At 38.0% G+C, this 20,230-nt stretch carries 20 protein-coding genes; 1 reads left to right on the plus strand and 19 read right to left on the minus strand.

The window, feature by feature from the left end:
• Positions 1–75 precede the first annotated feature (75 nt).
• The 10 genes from spoIVB to xseA all read right to left on the minus strand — a co-directional run bounded on the left by spoIVB (position 76) and on the right by xseA (position 11,049).
• Positions 76–1,401 (minus strand): SpoIVB peptidase, encoded by a 1,326-nt coding sequence (spoIVB, locus tag BBF96_RS09100; RefSeq protein ID WP_127016855.1) that lies wholly within the window; start codon positions 1,399–1,401, stop codon positions 76–78.
• 109 nt (positions 1,402–1,510) lie between these two features.
• Positions 1,511–3,238: a DNA repair protein RecN gene (gene recN / locus BBF96_RS09105; RefSeq protein ID WP_127016856.1), complete on the minus strand. Its 1,728-nt coding sequence runs from the start codon at positions 3,236–3,238 to the stop codon at positions 1,511–1,513.
• 28 nt (positions 3,239–3,266) lie between these two features.
• Complete coding sequence (argR, locus tag BBF96_RS09110) at positions 3,267–3,719, minus strand: arginine repressor (RefSeq protein ID WP_127016857.1); 453 nt, start codon at positions 3,717–3,719, stop codon at positions 3,267–3,269.
• Between the two features lie 16 nt (positions 3,720–3,735).
• A complete protein-coding gene (locus BBF96_RS09115; protein ID WP_127016858.1) occupies positions 3,736–4,611 on the minus strand; it encodes an NAD(+)/NADH kinase in 876 nt (291 codons plus the stop codon).
• 30 nt (positions 4,612–4,641) lie between these two features.
• Positions 4,642–5,454 (minus strand): TlyA family RNA methyltransferase, encoded by an 813-nt coding sequence (locus BBF96_RS09120; RefSeq protein WP_127016859.1) that lies wholly within the window; start codon positions 5,452–5,454, stop codon positions 4,642–4,644.
• 17 nt (positions 5,455–5,471) lie between these two features.
• Positions 5,472–7,349: a 1-deoxy-D-xylulose-5-phosphate synthase gene (gene dxs, locus BBF96_RS09125; RefSeq protein WP_127016860.1), complete on the minus strand. Its 1,878-nt coding sequence runs from the start codon at positions 7,347–7,349 to the stop codon at positions 5,472–5,474.
• The gene (locus BBF96_RS09130; RefSeq protein WP_205665613.1) at positions 7,301–7,909 is read right to left on the minus strand and encodes a hypothetical protein; all 609 of its coding nucleotides are present in this window, start codon (positions 7,907–7,909) and stop codon (positions 7,301–7,303) included. The genes dxs and BBF96_RS09130 overlap by 49 nt, the downstream gene beginning before the upstream one ends.
• Positions 7,910–8,603: 694 nt before the next feature.
• Positions 8,604–9,494 carry a polyprenyl synthetase family protein gene (locus BBF96_RS09135; RefSeq protein WP_127016861.1) on the minus strand — a complete coding sequence of 297 codons (891 nt, stop codon included), beginning with the start codon at positions 9,492–9,494 and terminating at the stop codon, positions 8,604–8,606.
• Positions 9,495–9,728: an exodeoxyribonuclease VII small subunit gene (locus BBF96_RS09140; protein WP_127016862.1), complete on the minus strand. Its 234-nt coding sequence runs from the start codon at positions 9,726–9,728 to the stop codon at positions 9,495–9,497.
• An 88-nt stretch (positions 9,729–9,816) separates the two neighbouring features.
• Positions 9,817–11,049: an exodeoxyribonuclease VII large subunit gene (gene xseA / locus BBF96_RS09145; protein ID WP_236777796.1), complete on the minus strand. Its 1,233-nt coding sequence runs from the start codon at positions 11,047–11,049 to the stop codon at positions 9,817–9,819.
• 552 nt (positions 11,050–11,601) lie between these two features.
• Between xseA and BBF96_RS17460 the strand changes: the two genes are divergently transcribed.
• Positions 11,602–11,811, plus strand: a complete 210-nt coding sequence (locus BBF96_RS17460) for a DUF3794 domain-containing protein (RefSeq protein ID WP_472762539.1) — start codon at positions 11,602–11,604, stop codon at positions 11,809–11,811.
• Positions 11,812–12,006: 195 nt separating this feature from the next.
• On the opposite strand, the gene folD is transcribed toward BBF96_RS17460, so the two are convergent.
• The 9 genes from folD to hydE all read right to left on the minus strand — a co-directional run bounded on the left by folD (position 12,007) and on the right by hydE (position 20,213).
• Positions 12,007–12,843, minus strand: a complete 837-nt coding sequence (gene folD, locus BBF96_RS09155) for a bifunctional methylenetetrahydrofolate dehydrogenase/methenyltetrahydrofolate cyclohydrolase FolD (protein ID WP_127016863.1) — start codon at positions 12,841–12,843, stop codon at positions 12,007–12,009.
• A 12-nt stretch (positions 12,844–12,855) separates the two neighbouring features.
• Positions 12,856–14,247 carry an NADPH-dependent glutamate synthase gene (gltA, locus tag BBF96_RS09160; RefSeq protein ID WP_127016864.1) on the minus strand — a complete coding sequence of 464 codons (1,392 nt, stop codon included), beginning with the start codon at positions 14,245–14,247 and terminating at the stop codon, positions 12,856–12,858.
• Entirely contained in the window at positions 14,238–15,083 is an 846-nt protein-coding gene (locus BBF96_RS09165) for a sulfide/dihydroorotate dehydrogenase-like FAD/NAD-binding protein (RefSeq protein WP_127016865.1), read from the minus strand. The genes gltA and BBF96_RS09165 overlap by 10 nt, the downstream gene beginning before the upstream one ends.
• 374 nt (positions 15,084–15,457) lie before the next feature.
• Positions 15,458–15,664 carry a hypothetical protein gene (locus BBF96_RS09170; protein ID WP_127016866.1) on the minus strand — a complete coding sequence of 69 codons (207 nt, stop codon included), beginning with the start codon at positions 15,662–15,664 and terminating at the stop codon, positions 15,458–15,460.
• A 55-nt stretch (positions 15,665–15,719) separates the two neighbouring features.
• On the minus strand, positions 15,720–15,971 hold the full coding sequence (locus BBF96_RS09175; protein ID WP_127016867.1) for a hypothetical protein: 252 nt from the start codon (positions 15,969–15,971) through the stop codon (positions 15,720–15,722).
• Positions 15,972–16,139: 168 nt separating this feature from the next.
• A complete protein-coding gene (locus BBF96_RS16435; RefSeq protein WP_164730984.1) occupies positions 16,140–16,280 on the minus strand; it encodes a hypothetical protein in 141 nt (46 codons plus the stop codon).
• Between the two features lie 12 nt (positions 16,281–16,292).
• On the minus strand, positions 16,293–18,143 hold the full coding sequence (gene feoB / locus BBF96_RS09180) for a ferrous iron transport protein B (RefSeq protein WP_418654990.1): 1,851 nt from the start codon (positions 18,141–18,143) through the stop codon (positions 16,293–16,295).
• Positions 18,127–18,375, minus strand: coding sequence for a FeoA family protein (locus tag BBF96_RS09185; RefSeq protein WP_127016869.1), 249 nt, complete (start codon positions 18,373–18,375; stop codon positions 18,127–18,129). The genes feoB and BBF96_RS09185 overlap by 17 nt, the downstream gene beginning before the upstream one ends.
• A gap of 518 nt (positions 18,376–18,893) precedes the next feature.
• A complete protein-coding gene (gene hydE / locus BBF96_RS09190; RefSeq protein ID WP_127016870.1) occupies positions 18,894–20,213 on the minus strand; it encodes a [FeFe] hydrogenase H-cluster radical SAM maturase HydE in 1,320 nt (439 codons plus the stop codon).
• Positions 20,214–20,230: the final 17 nt, after the last annotated feature.

Raw genomic sequence — 20,230 nt, forward strand, 5'->3', positions numbered from 1 at the left:
TTACTATTCATTTTCGCCAAAACTAAAATTTTTCCTTTTTTTTAAATAAAAAATTCGAAAAAAAGAAAGCGGAAATTATCTGTTTAATTTCCGCTTATAGTTAATACGGTCCAGACCTGCTTCTTTGATCATCCATTCTGCTAATACTCCATATCCTTTTTTCGGATCATTAACAAATACGTGAGTGACTGCTCCCACTAAACGACCATTTTGTACAATAGGACTGCCACTCATCCCCTGAACAATCCCACCCGTAATTTTTAATAACTTAGGATCAATAATCCGGATTATTAATCCCCTGGAAGCTGGGCGACGCTGATGATAAACATGTTCAATTTCAATGGCAAACTTTTCGATCCGGCTCCCGTTAACCACAGTATATATCCAGGCTCTACCACGTTTAATCTGTCTACTAGTTGCTACTGGAATAGGTTCTTTAAAATAAAGATTTTCAGGAAGTTTATCTAATTTACCATAAATCCCATATTCACAATTTTTCTTAATTACTCCCAATACATCTTCACTACCTATAAATGTTCCCAACTTTTCTCCAGGTAATCCGCGTTGCCCCGTGTTAATACCGGAAATATTGGCATTGACAATCTCCCCGGCTCGAATTTGAATTGGGTCCTGGGTATGGGCATCTGTAATAACATGTCCTAATGCACCATAAAAACCGCTTTTAGGGTCATAAAAAGTTAAGGTACCAACTCCTGCCACTCCATCATCAATATATAAGCCAATCATATAAGTTCCTTCTTTACTCTTAACCGGATGAATGGTAAGGTCTTTTATACTTCCAGTCCGTTTTCTGACCTTTACTTTTAAAGGTCGACCTTTCTTGCCAGACTCATAAATTGCTTTAGCTACATCCTGTTTGCTCAAAACTTTTTTCCCATTCATCTCTAACAGATAGTCTCCCGGGCCAACCCCCGCTTCCCTTGCTGGATAATATTTCCTCCCATCAGCCCCATCAACATAAGAAACATCAATTACCATCACCCCATCGGTATGGAGAAGAACTCCTATAGAGTGGCCCCCTGGAAAAACTTTAATTTCTGGTACCACATCTACTTCCATATGCCTTATGGGAATTAGACCAAATAGCTTAAAATCAACTTTTAATTTACCAATAGCATCTGATTGGAAAAGAAGCGGTTCTGATAGATTAACTTTTAACGCTTCAGTTTTTAGGGGTTTACCATTGACCAAAAGACGTTCTGGCTGATCACAGATGATATAAACATCGAAGGGGAAATTAATCTTTAAGGATTGCTCAATTCCTTGAATTATTTTGAGATGGGAAGGAAAGCCCATTAATGAGAAAATCTGCGGAACTAAAACTATGGCTAGTACAGCAACAATACAAAGATAGAGCAGGATTCTTTGTTTTAGTTTCACTTAATAAATCACACTCCTGTACTCCCCTTCTGTACACCCTGCAAATAAAAAAGAGCATCTTGTAATATAAAAGATGCCCTTTAAACATAATAAATATGCACTTAAATATTTATAGCGCTGCCTTCTTCTTCCGCGCCATCTTAAGCATTGCAGATGCATGTTCCATAGCAGCAGCAATTTCTGTTCCTCCATACATCCTGGCCAATTCCTCAATTCGCTCATCTTCACTTAATAGAACCAGATTAGTACTTGTCCGGCTTCCTTTAACTTCTTTATAAATATGAAAATGGGTATCCGCCATAGCTGCAATCTGGGGTAAATGGGTAATACAGATCACCTGTTTTTCTTTGGCAATTAATGCCAATCTCTCAGCAACCCGCTGTCCCGTTTCACCACCGACTCCACTATCAATCTCATCAAAGATGATAGTATCGATTTGGTCTAATCCAACAGTAACAGCCTTTATTGCTAACATAATCCTGGAAATCTCTCCCCCGGAAGCAATTTTCACCAAAGGTTTCAAAGATTCACCTGGGTTGGGAGAGATAAGAAACTCTACCTGATCAAGCCCATCTGGACCATATTTATAACTGATTCCATCTATTTCTACACCATCATCACTTTCTTGCCAGTCTAACTGGACTACAAACTTAGCATTAGGCATAGAAAGCTCATTCAGCTCACGCATTACTTTCCAGGCAAATTTAAGACCAATCTCTTTTCTTAACTTAGAAAGTTTTATTGCGGTTTCACAATATTTTTTCTTAACTTCAATTAATTTAGACTCTAATTCTTCAATCCGTTCTTCACTATGAGTGAGAGAACTGAGTTCTTCACCTATCTTTTGCCGATAATTTAAAATCTCTTCTATAGTTTGACCATATTTTCTCTTTAAATTATTAATCAAACTAAGCCTTTCTTCGATATTCATCAGCTCTTCTTGATTAAATTCAATCCCGTCAGTATAGTTCCTCATTTCATAGGATACTTCTTCAAGTTGATAATATGCGTTTTCCACCATCTCCCGGACAGAACCTAAATTTTGATCTATTTTACTCATATCTTCCAGATTTTTGAGCAACCTACCCAAAAGATCTATTATACCACAAACTTCATATCCATCTCCTGATAAAAGTTGATTAATCTCACCAGCATTTTTAAATAACTTTTCAGCATTTATTAAAATCTTACGGCGATTTTGAAGTTCTTCTTCTTCATTTACCTTCAACTGAGCTTTATCAATTTCGTCAATCTGAAATTTTAAAAGGTCAATTCTCTGGTTTTTTTCCTGTTCATTTTGACGCAAAGATTTGAGTTCCCGTTTAATTTTGGATAATTCAGCATAAAGTTTTGCCGTTTTTTTCTTTAAATTTTCGACCTCTTTACCACCATATTCATCCAATAACCGTAAATGTTCATGTTTATGCATTAAAGTTTGATGTTCATGCTGTCCGTGGATATCTATTAAATGTCGAGCCAGAGTACTAACCATTTTTCTAGTGGCCAACTGACCATTTATCCGCAGTCGATTATTACCTGATTCGGTAATTTCGCGGGATAAGAGTAACTGATGGCTATCAAATTCTATTCCCATCTCCTCCAAAAGTTTTTCAATCTCATCATTATCAAATTCAAAGACTGCCTCAATCAGCGCCTTTTTTTTGCCTGTCCGGATAAAATCAGAAGAAGCACGTCCGCCTAACAGCATATCCAATGCGTCAAGAATAATCGACTTACCAGCACCTGTTTCCCCGGTCAAGATATTTAAACCGGGTTGAAATTGAATTTGTAATTCATCAATAAGAGCAAAGTTCTGGATGTGTAAATCCCGGAGCAATTTTAAGATTCCTCCTTTTTAGACGGAATTAATATAAAAACTCCCGCAAACGCTGGTAAATCCCTTCTGTTTTTTCAGATGATTTTACTGCTATAAATACTGTATCATCACCGGCTACAGTTCCCATAATCTCATCCCATTCTAGACTGTCAATGGATGAAGCAAGTCCCTGCGCTGTTCCGGGTAAGGATTTAACGACAATCAAATTTTCACCATAATCGATATTCACCACAAAATCCTGAAACATTCGCTTTACCCAGCTTATAATATCACTCTGGGGTCTTTCGGCAGGCAAGGCGTACTTATATCCTCCATAACCGGTAGGAATTTTAATTAATCCAAGTTTTTTAATATCTCTCGAAACCGTCGCCTGGGTAACTTCAATCCCCTCCTCTTCCAACCTTGCCGCCAGATCTTCTTGAGTACTAATATCTTCATTCTTTATTATTTCTAAAATTTTTAAATGTCGTTTACTCTTCATAAACTCTACCTCCTCTCTATATTCGATCTCCACTCATTCTATCTCTTAATATTTTATAAAATGTATGACCGGGCATCCTCACAGATTTAACCACTTCCTTAGCCTTTCGGATCAGAATCTCATCAGATTCTTCTAATCTCCAACCCTGCTGACCATCCACAGTTAAAAAACAATTCTGATGATCAGATCGAAGAGATACCCGAACCACTTCATCTTCAGATATTACAATTGATCTGGAATAAAGGGTATGAGGACAGATTGGTGTAATAATTAAAGATTTTGAAAAAGGATTTACAATCGGTCCACCTGCAGAAAGGGAATAAGCTGTAGAACCGGTTGGAGTGGCCACAATTAGTCCATCAGCAGGATAGGAATTAATGAATTCTTCATTAATATAAGTCTCAAGTTCAACCATTCTAGCAAGTCCTGTATTGGTGATAATTACATCATTTAATCCAATGGCAGAATGGACTCTTTTTCCCTGACGTAAAATCTCTGCCTGTACCATAATCCTCTCTGCTATATCATAATTTCCCAAAGAAAGCTGTTCTAAAGCCCAATTTAGCTCATGAATCTCAATTTCAGTTAAAAAACCTAACCTTCCCAGATTAACTCCTAGAATAGGAATCCCTTTACCAGCTACAGAACGGGCCGTATTAAGATATGTACCATCTCCTCCAAAGACAATAATCAAATCTACTATATCTGCTATTTGAGCCCGAGGTAGAAAAGTTGTCTTTAAATCTCTTATTTTTTTCTGAACCTGCTGATCTGTTACATGGTCTATTCCCAATCTTTCAAGAGAATTTATTACATCCGGTATCAGCTCTAATGCCCTTGGTTTTCCCGGATTTGGTACAAGACCAATTCTCTTTGGTATTTTTTCAGGCATGAAAACACCTCACAGTCTTTGTTAAACCCATCAAGGTTTAAGTTCAGCATGGGCTTTAGAAACAATACGGTCTATCTTTGCCTCATCAAATCCTTTGACTTTTAATCCGTCTTTTAAATATATCAAAAATTCAATATTATGTCCTTCTGCACCTGTAATAGGAGAATAGGATAAATCTACCACCTGAAGATCTTCTTTGTTCACCATCTGTATAATCTCTCCAATTACATCTTTATGTATCGTCGGATCTTTGACCACTCCCTTTTTACCAACCTTTTCACGACCGGCTTCAAATTGGGGTTTTATAAGAGCAACCATTTCCCCACCCGGTTTTAAAAATTGTCTGGCTGCCGGAATAACAATTTTTAAAGAGATAAATGAAACATCAATGGTTACTAAATCAAAGATTTCTGGCAAATCATCTTTTGTTAGATAGCGGATATTGGTCCTTTCCATCACCACTACCCTGGGATCATTACGTAAACTCCAGGCTAATTGACCATATCCGACATCGACAGCATATACCTGACGGGCGCCGTGTTGTAAAAGACAATCAGTAAACCCGCCTGTAGATGCTCCCACATCCATGACCTTATAGTCAGTCACATCCAGGTCAAAGACCTGAATTGCTTTTTCAAGTTTAAAACCTCCGCGACTAACATAAGGACAATATTCACCTTTAATAATTATTTCACTTTCAGGATCAATTTTTGTTCCCGGTTTATCGATACGCCTGCCATCAACAAAAACTAAACCCGCCATAATGGCTGCTTTAGCTTTATTGCGACTTTCAAAATATCCTGCCTCAGTTAAGTGCTGGTCTAGTCGAATTTTTTGCGGCACATCTTTTAACCTCCCTTTTAAACAAGCGCATTATCTAACATGGCTATAGCAGTCTCCACTATATTCTCCATAGTCAACCCATATTCTTTTCTTAAAAGATCGGGATCACCGTGACGGACAAAGGTATCAGGAATAGCAATTTGCTTAACCTTTACATTCAATTCAGCTTCAGCTAAAAGTTCTAAAACCGCGCTGCCAAAACCACCGCTTTTTACATGTTCTTCAACAATAATCAGATGTCCAGCCTTCTTAGCCCAATCTATAATTAATTTTTCATCTAATGGTTTAACAAAACGTGCATCGATGACTGCCGCATTTATACCCCGTGCTTTTAAACGTTCGGCTGCCTGAAAAGCAGGTGTTACCATATTACCGATAGCAAGAATGGTTAAATCCTCTCCCTCTTTTAAAAGCCGTCCTTTACCAATAGGGATTTCCTTTAAATCAGAATCCAATAAAACCCCTATACCAGCTCCCCTGGGATACCGAACAGCCGTAGGTTGAGACTGCTTAAGAGCAGTATAAAGCATATGCTGTAGCTCATTCTCATTGGCCGGAGCCATTATAATCATATTCGGCATACTCCGCAAATAAGAAAAATCAAAAAGTCCCTGATGAGTTTCACCGTCAGCACCAACAATTCCACCTCTGTCTATGGCCAGAACCACTGGTAGATTCTGTAAACAAAGATCATGAAAGATTTGATCATAGGCTCTTTGTAAAAATGTAGAATAGATAGCTACAACGGGTTTCATTCCTCCCAGAGCCAGACCTGCACTGAAAGTAACAGCATGCTGTTCAGCAATTCCTACATCAAAGAAACGATCAGGAAAAACTTCAGCAAACCGATCTAGACCTGTTCCCGAAGGCATAGCTGCTGTTATCCCTACTATCCGGGAATCTTCTTTAGCCAACCGGATCAGTGTATCACTAAAAACCCGTGTATAGGTAGGAGGAGTATCTTTTTTAATCAGTTTTCCTGTTTTAATCTCAAAGGGGCCAGTCCCGTGGTAGGTATCAGGGTGTTTTTCTGCTGGCGGATATCCTTTACCCTTAGTAGTAACTACATGGATCAGTTTAGGTCCTTTTACCTGTTCTGCATCCCGCAGTGTTTCACAGATATCCTGAATTTTATGCCCATCTATTGGACCTAAATAAGTAAAACCCAACTCTTCAAAAAGAATCCCCGGTATCACAAAATACTTCAAACTATCCTTCAAACGTTCTATTGTCCGAACAACTCGACTACCGATAGCCGGAATTTTGCTTAAAAGAAATTCTAGATCATCTTTCACCTTATGTAGGGTAGGATCTACCCTGAGTCTGCTTAAATATTTTGATAATGCTCCTACATTAGGAGAAATGGACATCTCATTATCGTTGAGAATAACTGTCAAATCAATTCCCAGATGCCCAGCGTGATTTAATGCTTCAAAAGCCATTCCTCCCGTAAGAGCACCATCACCAATAACAGCAACCACCGCATGAGATTTGCCTCTAAAATCTCTGGCACGGGCCATACCCAAAGCAACAGAGATGGAAGTACTGGTATGACCCGTATCAACAATATCGTGGGGGCTTTCAGAACGTTTTGGAAATCCGCTTATTCCTCCATACTGACGTAAAGTATGGAACTCATCACGCCGACCGGTAATAATTTTATGAGCATAACTTTGATGGCCCACATCCCAGATAATCTTATCTTCTGGACTATTATAATAATAATGTAGTGCCAGTGTTAACTCTACTACACCCAGACTAGGAGCCAAATGTCCTCCTGTTTTTGCAACGGTATTAATAATTTTTTCCCGAATCTCCTGGGCCAGTATATATAATTCAGAATAGCTTAATTTTTTGAGATCTTTCGGGTCATTAATTTTTTCGAGTAAAGCCATCGCTTACCACCCCCACTGTCTCTTTTTTGGCTAAAATCAAACAAAAGCTCTACACTTGCTATAATTCTACCAATAATAAAAATAATATCATTCGCCTTATCGATTCCTATTCGTTTACCATAGGCTTTCCCGCCAACGGTAAGGGCAGCAATAAAAGCAAGTGTCAATATTCTCAAAATATTTATATTCACGTTTAACCCATAATCAACAATTCTGATAATAATCACAGCAGTCAACGCTCCACCAACTGTACCACAAATATCGCCAACAATATCACAGCAGAAGCTAGCTACTTCATCTGCCCGTTTAACTAAAAAAAGAGCTTTTTTAGCTCCAAATATCTTTTTCGCTGCTTTCGCATTTAAAGGTGCCTGATCAGCAGCTGTTGCTGCAACACCAATTATATCAAAAATAATTCCTACCGTAACTACTATAATTAGAATTATCACTGCTCCAGGTAATGAAACAAACTCTACAACACCTGACGAAAATAGTGTAACCAAAATAGCAATAATAAATGTGAGAAATCCCATCTTAAATGCTCTTATTAGATTACTCAATCAAACTTCACCTCAAAAATTAAATATTTTTAATTATGAGTCATTGGTGGTAGTACACGAGGTAAACGCTGCGGCTTAGGTCCAGCAGGTTTTCCCAATGTTCTACCAGCCGTCGCCGAACTGGCGGTTTCCCTTTAAAGAACATCCTGCAGTGTCACCATCTGCAGAGCTGGATCACCACTTAGTCCGCACTTTAATCCCTCGTGCACTTCCCAAAAAGGGAACAGTCTAGAAGTTTTCCTTAACAATACAAGCTATCTCTTAGCTCCTTTTGCAGAACAGGTTTCAAGTGATACAAGCATTTTTTCTGGGCCCCTGGAAAAAATGCTTAATTAACACTCTCCTCCTGTTCCACTCAGAGCAGGCTACGCTACACGTACCCCCAGCATTTTTAAATGTCTGGAGATACTCTTGTAGGTTTTCACCTGAATAGAGCCGTAGCCCTACTCAGGCCTCCACGGAGGAAGGGTCATCGCCCACATGCCTTTGTGGATCGCCCTGGCCTCCTTAACTCCCAGCACCGACCCCCGACTGGGCGTCAGCAGCCGGCACCAGAAGCTTCATCGATGTGCCCGACGACGGATTTTTAGGCCCGCCTTCAGAGATAGCTGTATTGACTAGAATACTGCACCACCAATGACTCTCAATATTATACCATAAACCTTTTTTTCTGGCAATGAACCAGTAATTGGGATTAGCTTTCACGTGTCAGGATAAAATCTAACAGTTGATTGAAACGTTCAGCCTTCTCTTTATATGGAGCCAGAGCTTCCTTAGCCCGGTTGACGCTTTCTTGAGCCAACCGCCTGGCTTCTTCTAATCCCACCAGAGCAGGATAAGTAGCCTTAGCATGACTCTCATCACTTCCTACCGGTTTGCCCAACTTGGTTTCATCTCCAACCACATCCAGAATATCATCGGTTATCTGAAAAGCAAGGCCAAGATATTCTGCAAACTCAGTTAACCTGGCCAGATCTTCAGATGATGCTCCACTCATAATCGCACCACTTCGAATAGAGGCTCTAAAAAGTGCTCCAGTTTTATGGGCATGAATATATTTCAAAGTCTCAAGATCAATTTTTTTCCCTTCTGAAAGAATATCAACAACCTGACCGCCAACCATTCCTTTAGAACCTGCCGCTTCTCCAATCTCTCCGATTACCTTTAAAAGTCGATGAGAATCAGCACCATTTTCAACTGCTTTAGCCATCACTTCAAAGGCCCGGGTTAAAAGAGCATCCCCGGCCAAAAGAGCAATAGCCTCCCCGTAAACAACATGATTGGTTGGCTTACCACGCCTTAGATCATCATCATCCATACACGGCAGGTCATCATGAATAAGAGAATAAGTATGAATTAATTCCAGAGCACAGGCGATAGGCATAACATGTTTTTTATCACCGCCCAATAATTCAGCAGTCCATAAAGTCAAAACCGGCCTTAAACGTTTTCCACCGGCATAAACACTATAAGCCATAGATTCATGCAAAATCTCTGGTTTTCCTTGAGGTAAATATTCTTTTAAAGCTTGATTCACTTCATCAGCAGTAGCTTTTAATGCAGCTTTAAAATCAGTAAAAGACATCTATTCCACCTCTTCCATCTTTTCAAAAGGTACTTTTTTTATTTCTTCTCCTTCTTTGATAATCATTTCAATCCTGGCTTCTACTTCTTCCAATTTCTTTGAACAAAATCTGGATAACCGTACCCCTTCTTCATACCGTTCTAATGCTTGATCAAGAGTAAGATCTCCTTTTTCCAATTCTTCTACTATTATCTCCAATTTTTCCAAAGCTTTTTCAAATGTCAGATCTTGCATAAAAATTCATCTCCTTTAACCATAAAAACAATAGCTCTACTAAATTATTTTCGACGGAAATTCAAACATCCCTGCATAAAATCAGAAGTTAAGAAACAGGCTGTTGCCTCTTATCTACTTCTTCTATGATAGCTTTTAACTCTCCATCCTGCAATCGGATTTTAACCTGTTCACCAACGGTTACATCATTAATACTTTTAATAAGATTTCCGTTTAGCTTTTCAGTTACAGAATAACCCCTTATCAAAACATTCAATGGACTTAAAGATTCCAGTTGTTTAAAATATCCATAACACCTTTCCTTTATCAGTTTAATCTGATGTTCCATAGTTCTATGAAGACGCCACTCCAGTTCATCAACCCGCTGCCAGGGTTTTAAAAAGACCTCTTCAGGTCTTAAAAAGATAGGGTGTTTTTTCAATCTTTCTACCCGTTCTGCCAATTTATCAATCCGGTTAATAATATATTGTTCCAATCTCCGTTCAATACTTTCTAAATACTTACTCAATTCATCATAATTAGCTATTGCTAATTCGGCCGCAGCAGAAGGTGTCGGGGCCCTTAAGTCAGCCACAAAGTCAGCAATAGTAAAATCTGTCTCATGCCCCACTGCAGAGATAATGGGTATTGGACAAGCAAAAATTGCTCTGGCTACTATCTCCTCATTAAAAGCCCAGAGATCCTCAATAGAACCTCCACCCCGGCCCATAATAATTACATCAATCTCTTTATCCTCCTGGATTAATTTAAGAGCCTGCACCAGACTTTCCGGTGCTTCATCTCCCTGAACAATAGCGGGAGCAATAACAATCTCTACATGGGGAAAACGCCTTCTAATAACGGAAATAATATCTCTTATAGCTGCTCCCGTCGGTGATGTGATAACTCCAATTCGACGGGGTAAACGCGGAATGGGTTTTTTATATTTCTTATCAAATAATCCTTCTTTCTGTAATTTTTCCTTTAATTGTTCAAAAGCAAGATGTAATGCTCCAATTCCATCAGGCTGTAATTCCCGCACATAAAGCTGATACTCCCCACGATCAGGATAAATTCCCACTGAACCTGTAGCAATTAAATTCATCCCATTTTCAGGCTGAAATTTAAGCCATCTGGCATTGCTTCGAAACATTACACATTTTAACTGAGCATCACTATCCTTTAAAGTAAAATAAAGATGGCCAGATGTATGGCTATAAAAATTAGATAATTCACCCCTTACCATTATATTCTGAAGTAAAGAATCATTCTCAAGTATATCTTTGATATAATTTGTTAACTCGCCTATTGACATAATCTTTTGATCTAGCAATGTTCTCACCTCAGTAATCTATCCTTAATCTATATATATTTCTTCTTTTATTCCCAAAATCCTTTTCTATCAAATTATTGTCTTTATCTGAAATTTTAAACCATTTATTTCACAAAAAACTATCTCATTTAATATTATAATTAATTATTAAACTGTAAAAAGCTAATTTTGAGCGACATAGAAATTTTTCGCCAAATTATCTTAGCGAGATTTCCGACGAAATAAGGCCTCATCACAGGAGGTGATGAGCTAACCAAGAGCCAGGAGGGCCCTTTGATTAGGAAGCTTTATTTCGGTGGAAATTGAGTTTTAGATGATTCGAAAAATTTCTCAAGAAGCGAAAAATTAGCTTTTTGCAGTATAATCATTAATAAGAAAACAAAATTCTAAATTTAAAATAAGGAGTGATTTAAATTGTAAAAAAATTAGAAAAAAATAGATGCCAATATTATCGTAGCCAATAAACAAAAGCAAGTATTTATTGAAAATATCAGTAACCCATTAACATTTACTGCAGTAGAATTATTAGATCCAATTGTTCAGGTTAGTTTTGATGACCCAATTTTCTTGAGAAATAAAGTCATCATTCAAAGACAAATCATAAAAAATATTATTTACAAGGACAGTCAAAACACTGTTCGACATCAGCAAGAAATAATCCCTTTTAGTACAGACGTTGAAATTCCAGGATTTTTACCCGGTGTAGTAATCCAGAATCGTCGTTTCCTGGATGGAAATAGTGTTAAAGTATTAATAAAGGACTCTTTGTAGAACAAACATTATTACCGAATAATACAGTTAAAGAAAGAATCATTCTCCACCTCAAACTTAAAGTCTTACGCTCGGAGTTACTAGATATTTTTATAGAACTAAAACAAGTTTTTGAATGTCGAAGCGCAGTTCAATGCCAGGTTAATGATTGCTAAATATAAGCATAAAGACCCCGATTACGGGGTCTTTTACCTCTTATTCACAGGCTTCCAGAGTATTTAAGAGCAGCATAGCTATGGTCATTGGACCAACACCGCCAGGTACAGGGGTAATCATACTGGCTTTCTCTTTAGCAGATTCAAAGTGGACATCGCCCACCAGACGTCCATCTTCAAGTCTATTGATACCGACATCAATAACGACAGCGCCTTCTTTGATCATATCACCTGTAATCATCTCTGGACGGCCAACAGCAACAACCAAAATATCTGCATCAAGACACTCTTTTTTCAGATCAGCAGTTCTGGAGTGGCAGAGGGTAACAGTGGCATTACGGTGGAGTAATAACATTGCAACAGGTTTCCCAACAATATTACTGCGACCAATAACAACTGCTTTTTTACCTTCAATCTCTACACCCATCCGATCCAGAAGTTCGATACAACCGCGGGGTGTACAAGCCACAAAACGTGCCGTATTGGTAAATAAATTACCTACATTTACCGGATGAAAGCCATCCACATCTTTTTCGGGAAGAATTCGATCAATAATTTTTTTCTCATCAATATGTTCAGGCAGAGGTAATTGAACCAGAATACCGTGAATTTTCTCATTGGCATTCAGTTGATCAATCAATGTCAGAAGTTCTTCTTCACTGGTCTCTTCGGGAAGTCTGTGCACTTCAGAATACATACCTACTTCCTGACAGGCTTTTTCTTTCATCCTTACATAAGTCTGAGAGGCAGGATTATTGCCTACCAGAACAACTGCCAGACCGGGCTGTTTGCCTCTCGCTTTTAGCTCTTCAACCCTCTCTTTAATTTCTTTTCGAATCTCCTGGGCTATTGCTTTTCCGTCAATAATTTTTGCCATTTTTACTCCTCCCTACATAATTTTTTTATTGGTTAAATATTGATCAATAGCCCGGGCCGCACGTTTACCAGCACCCATTGCTTCAATAACTGTAGCTGCACCCGTTACAATATCACCGCCAGCGAACACTCCTTCTTTGGTAGTCTCGCCATCCTCATTTTTAACTACGATAGTACCCCATTTGGTTGTTTCAATGTCCGGTGTAGTTCGGGGAACAAGGGGATTTGGTGAATTACCAATAGCTATAATTACATTATCAACTTCCATAACCCATTCTGAACCTTCTTTTGGAATAGGACGGCGGCGTCCGGACTCATCAGGCTCACCTAATTCCATATCAATACATTTAATGGCAATAACTTCACCTTTTTCATTGCCAATAATTTCAACGGGGTTGGCTAAGAACTTAAACTTAACCCCTTCTTCCTTAGCATGGTGAATCTCTTCTAAACGTGCCGGCATCTCCTTTTCTGAACGGCGATAAATAACATAAGATTCTGCACCCAGACGTAGAGCAGTCCGGGCTGCATCCATAGCAACATTACCACCACCAATCACAGCTACCCTTTTTCCAACACGGATAGGTGTCTTATACTCAGGGAAACGATAAGCTTTCATAAGATTAACCCTTGTCAAAAATTCATTAGCAGAATAAACACCATTAAGATTCTCACCGGGAATGTTCATAAATCTAGGCAGACCCGCACCTGTTGCAATAAATACCGCTTCATAACCATCTTCAAAAAGTTCATCTATCGTTTTGGTTTTACCAATTATAAAATTGAGCTTAAGTTCTACACCCAACTGTTTAATGTATTCAACTTCCCGTTTAACAATCTCTTTTGGCAGACGGAACTCAGGTATACCGTAAACCAATACACCGCCTGCTTTATGGAATGCTTCAAATACAGTAACTTTATAACCCATTTTGGCTAGATCAGCAGCTGCTGTAAGACCAGCGGGACCAGCCCCTACCACAGCCACTTTCCCTTTAGTTGCTTCAATTGATTTTACTTCTTTTTTACGATTCAAATCCCAATCAGCAACCCAGCGCTCCAGACGCCCAATGGCCACTGGTTCATGTTTCTTACCCATAACACAGTACTTTTCACACTGATTCTCCTGCGGGCAAACCCTACCACATATAGCCGGTAAGTTGTTTTTAGATTTCAATATTTCAATTGCTTTCTCATAATCTTTCTCTTTAATAGCCTGAATAAATTCAGGAATAGGTACCTCAACAGGACATCCCTGTTTACAGAGAGGTTTTTTACAGTTCAAACAGCGTTCCGCTTCTTTTAGGGCATCAGCTTCAGAATAACCTAGAGCTACTTCATTAAAATTCTTGATTCGTTCCTTTGAATCCTGCACAGGCATAGGAGTTTTATTCGGTTTTAATGGCATTTGCATTCACCTCCAGAACAGCATTCGTTGCTGAGAACTTCTTCCTCATGTTTTTTATAATAAGAAAGTCGCCGCATCAAATCATCAAAATCCACTAGATGACCATCAAAGGCCGGGCCATCTACACAGGTAAACTTAGTCTCACCACCGACTATTACCCGACATCCCCCACACATTCCCGTCCCATCAACCATAATAGCATTCAAACTTACAATACACTTTACACCATATTCCCTGGTCAATTCAGCACAGGCTTTCATCATAGGTACCGGACCAATGGCAACGACTAAATCCACATCATCATGTTTATCCAACAACTCCTTTAAAATATCTGTTACAAAACCGTGATGCCCGTAAGAACCATCATCTGTAGTAACATAGAGTTCATCACTGACAGCATCCAGTTCATCCAACAGAATCAAAAGTTCTTTCGTCCTGGCCCCGGTAATGGTCAAAACTTTTGCACCTGCTTCGTAGAAAGCTTTAGTTTTCGGGTAAAGTAGAGCAGTACCTGAACCACCACCCACACAGATAACTTTTTTGTATCCTTCAATCTGCATATGCTCACCAAGTGGACCAACCAGATCTAACAGCGCATCTCCTTCTTCAAGTCTTCCAAGATGTTTTGTAGTATAACCAACTTCCTGAAAGATCAAAGTAATAGTTCCCTTTTTTCGATCATAATCCGCAACAGTCAAAGGAATTCTCTCACCTTTCTCATCGATCCGTAAAATAACAAAATTTCCCGGTAAAACTTTAGCTGCAATATCTGGAGCTTCTACTTCAATTAATTTCATGGTAGGTGCTAAAACTTTTTTTCTAATAATACGATACACCAGATATCCCTCCTAATTTAGGTTATTTATCAATACTAAAATAATATTTAATTCTCATCTTATATTGTAATATCCTGCACCCGATTTATATATATCTTAGAGCCATAAATAATACAGTAAAGATAGGAACAAATTGGCCTTTGACTATAATATTTTATAATAAAGCATAATTTCCCTGGCATTAAAAAAAGCATCGGAAGCCTCTTAAATAGTTTTCTGACCAATAAATAGATGATTTTTTACTGCAAAAAGCTAATTTTTCACTAGCGCTCAAAATTAGCTTTTTACAGTTTAATCATAAACAAATAAGGCTATAACCGATGCAATATATATTATTACATATATATAAAATAGAAAAAGTGTAAAATTTAGGACTATTTTATTAAATCATAACAACAATCCAACTCATACTCATCAAAACGGGAACCTGAAAAAATTTCTTCTAATTTATGGAATAATTCATCATTGAATTCATAATCTGTTCCAATCAATCTACGAATAACAGTTCGACTGGCAAAAGATTGAGGATGCTCCTTCACAAATTCAATAATTTGTCTTATTTTTTCTTCTCTAGTAACCATCAAATTCCTCCTTATAAATATAACAATTTTCATAAAAATTTTAATTTTTTTATCTTTAAGTATATGGATCCGGATTCATTTCCGGATGAGTTTCTTGCTCATCTTCCATCTCACGATCAATGGTACTGTATTGGCCTGGAATTAAATCTATTAAACCCGCATTTTTAAGTTCGCGAGTAACTTCAGCCAGACTATCCCTCTTCTCCTTTGGAAGATTGTTAATAAATTCATTAATTTTTTCTTCACTAATATTGTTTATAAATTTTATACCTCCAAATTTCATAATGTGTCCATTCTTTTTTTTCATTTTCCAAAATCCTCTCCTTTTTGCAGTAAAATCATTTCCTTTCTATTCTAAACTTACTACTAGTGATATTGATATTATTGTCATACTTAACTAAAAAAATTCTTGAGTTGTAATGTCAGAATTAAAAAAACTGAAGCCTGAAAACAGACTTCAGTTTGAGAAGTATTTTTAGCATTTATGGGACTTACAGTTTTTACAATCTCCATTACATAACAATTGATCCTTAAGTGAAGTATTACAACGGGGACAACGAACCTGTATCTGCTTTAAAATCAAACCACATTCAGGACATTTGAGCTTAAAATCCATATTATCAACTCCTTACAGCAAAAGAGCAGCCATAATTCCACCTACACCAAAGGCCAGAATCCAGGAACCACCCCAGATCAAAATCGCATCCCTTATACCTCTTTCCTTGAAGAGAACAAGGATAGAGGCAATACAAGGTACAAAGAGAGTAATAACCACTAATGAAAGTACAGTCTGAAGTGGAGTCATATCAATAGAAGTTAAACCAGCAGCTCCGAAATCCCGACGGATAATTCCCATAATAAAGGCTACTGCCGATTCTTTCGGTAACTTTAATAGTCCTGTAGTGATTGGAGCTACAGCATCAATTAGCATATCTAAAGCTCCTGTCACCTGTAACAAACCGATCAACAATGCCCCTAGAGCAAAGAGGGGACCTGCTTCTTTAATGAAAGCATAGGACTTGGTCCACGTTTTTTTAAGAACATTATTAATCCGTGGAAGCCGCAAAGGCGGTAAATCGATCAAAAGATCTGTCGATTCTCCCGGTAAAAATAGATTTAAAAGAGTACCAATCAGTACAAAAACTATAAAGATTATTCCTACATACAGAATAAATAACTTCCAACCCAGGGGAGTAATTAATCCTGCAATTATCCCCAACTGAGCAGAACATGGAATGGTAAAACCTAAAAGTGCAGTTGCAATAAACTTTTCCCGCTTTGATCCTAAAAGCCGGGTTGTAATAGTTGCCATGGTCACACACCCGAAACCGAGAATCAATGGAATAATTGCCCGACCATTCAGTCCCAACTTCATGAGAACCCTATCCACCAATGCTGCTACCCTGGGAAGATAACCCGAATCCTCCATTACAGAAAGGGCAAAGTAAAATCCTATAACCAATGGAAGTAAAAGTCCCAGAACATAAGTAACAGTCATGGTCAATACTCCAAATTCACCAATAAGAATTGTTCCTAAAGCAGAATTCTCAGGAATCCACTGACCTATAATTCCTCTTATAAAAGGTTCATATAATCCCGCAAAAATATAACCTTCTGTAAAGTCAACCACTGTCTGAGCCACAAAGACAGCAATCAATTTATAAATAATATATAAAATACCTATTAAAATCGGTACTCCTGTCAGAGGGTTTACCATCCAACGGCTCAATTTCATCTTGAAATTAGATTGGGTTTTTGTATCTCGCACAACCTGATCGATAATCTCGTTAACCCGCTGCCGACGCTTAGTATAAATTTCCTCCCGTAATTTGGCACCTTCCATCTGATGCCGCTTTGCCACATGTGGATCATCTTCCAAAATTAGAAGGGCTTCTGCTCTGTTATGCACCTGTTTTAAAAGTTCAGCTAATTTAGACTGCAGCTCTGGATCAGAATTACCAACTTTAGCTTCTTCCAACCGGTTCTTGACTTCTTCAATTCCTAAGTTTTTAACAGCTACAGTAGGAATTACCGGCACACCAAGTAACTGACTTAATTTATCCACATCAATCTCAATACCCTGAGCTTTTGCTTCATCCATCATATTTAAAGCGATAATGATAGGTATTCCCATATCTATAATCTGCTGGGTTAAGAATAAATCCCGGTCTAAATGGACCGCATCCACCACATTAACCACAATATCAGCAGATGTAATGATATCCCGGGCTACAATCTCCTCATCATTAAAGGACGAGACACCGTAAACACCGGGGGTATCTATTACTATATAATCTTTATACTTACCATAACTTATATCAATAGTTGTTCCAGGAAAATTTGAAACATCAACATACATCCCAGTAAAAGCATTAAAGAAGACAGATTTACCAGCATTCGGATTTCCTGCCAGGACAATCTTTTTTGCATTTTTCGGAACATTCTTTAACTGAGTTGCAATATCATGACAATGCATCATCCTCTACCTCCCTGTTCCAATACGAAACTATAATATTTTCTGCCAGGCGCCGGCCAATAGCAATTTCCTGGAAACGTTTTCTAACAATGACTGGACCACCAGGAATCTTCTCAATACATTCTACCTCTGCACCTTCTGAAATTCCAAAACGGATCGCCTGAGCACGAATAAAATCATCAGGAATATTCTTAATTTTAACTTTGGCTCCTCTTTCAACCTGTGCTAATGTCATCTGTCTTCTTACCTCCTTTTAAAACATAAATGATATTCATTATCAATTAAACTGTATTTTCACTGGGGTTTTTATAACATACTTAATACATTTTCAGATTTAGCATATCAGATAATCTTAATTGAAATTGATTATCAATTACATTTTTATCTTAGCATATTTTTTCCCTAAATGCAAGCCTCTTTTCAATAAAAAATATATGTTTAAACTGCAAAAAGCTAATTTTTCGCTTCTTGAGAAATTTTTCGAATCATCTAAAGCTCGATTTCCGCCGAAATAAGGCTTCCTAATCAAAGGGCCCTTCTGGCCCTTGATTAGTTCATCACCTCCTGTGATGAGGCCTTATTTCGTCGGAAATCTCGCTAAGATGATTTGGCGAAAAATTTCTATGTCGCTCAAAATTAGCTTTTTGCAGTATAATCATATATTCTTTTTCAACGCTCGACTTATGTGATTAGTAATAATAAAATATCCCTTCTATGGTTATAACCTATAGAAGGGATAGTTTTTAACAGTGTTTATACCTTTATATACGATGGCAGTTCCCTTTGCGCTTTCTCAATACATTCGACTGCAAAATCCAGGTTGACCATATTTTTATTACTATAAATCTGATATTTCTCACGATAAATGGGTGGAGTCATGATTAACATAATAGTATTGGTTCCTGCACGTAAAGCTTTTATAAAACCCTCCTTACTCAATGTGGCCAAAGCAGTGGTGGCAGGAATATAGACATTTTGACAGACCAGCCGGGTAACTGCTAATGTCTTTAAGGTCATATCCACTGTACCGGGATTCAGATTGGCCCAGGGACTATTTGCAGCAGGTATAAATGGCCCTATCCCGATCATATGGATTCCATATTTTTTGAAAAATAATATATCCTCTGCAATATCCTCAACAGTCTGTCCAGGTAACCCTATAATATTACCTGAACCCACAATATATCCCAATTCTTTAAGCCATCTGGTGTGCTTAGCCCTTTTTTCCCAATCTCCATCAGGGTGGGCTTTGTAAAACAGTTTCTGATTGGCAGCCTCAATTTTCAAAAGATAATTATTTGCTCCCGCTTCTTTAAACCGACGATATTCCTCATAACTCCGTTCTCCAAGACTCAAAGTAATCCGCATTCCCAACTCCGCTTTAATAGTTTTTATAATCTCTTCTATTAGCTCTACCGTATAAAAGGGATCTTCACCAGACTGAAGAATCACAGTCTTGATACCCATCTCTTTCATCCGATATGCCACAGCTAAAATCTCATCTATGGTCATTCGATAGCGGTGAAGTTTTCTATTCTCCTTTCTTAAACCACAATAATTGCAGGATCTTATACAGTAATTAGAAAACTCTATAGCTCCGCGAATATCAACTTTAGGTCCAACACATTCCTCCCGCATCAAATCTGCCGCTTTAAAAAGAGCAGCCTTCTCTTCCTCTGATTCAATAGAAAGTAGAGTAATAATCTCTTCTTTCGATAAAACTTCATCTACTGCTACTTTTTCTAAAATACTGAGAACAGATTCCGAAATTGAATAAACAAAAACCTCTTGCCACGCCTCACGCCGATCCTTTTTGATTAAAGGATAAATTCCTTCATAAGCTACATCATGTCTTTCAATTAACTTCTCAACCTGTACTTTATCTTTACTATCAAAAAGCAAAGCAGTGGTACAGGCTGAACCTAACCCCTGAGGGGTAGGAATCATCTCTACATTTATACCTGAAGAACGTATCAACTTTTCTGCTTTCAGCATATGGTTGGTTGAAGAACAGATCAGAATATATTCCTGACCAGTTCGAATCTTTTTTAAAAACCTATCACGTAATGCCATAAGTTCCTCCTTTTTTT

Source organism: Anoxybacter fermentans, from assembly GCF_003991135.1.
GTDB classification, from domain to species: Bacteria; Bacillota; Halanaerobiia; order DY22613; family DY22613; genus Anoxybacter; species Anoxybacter fermentans.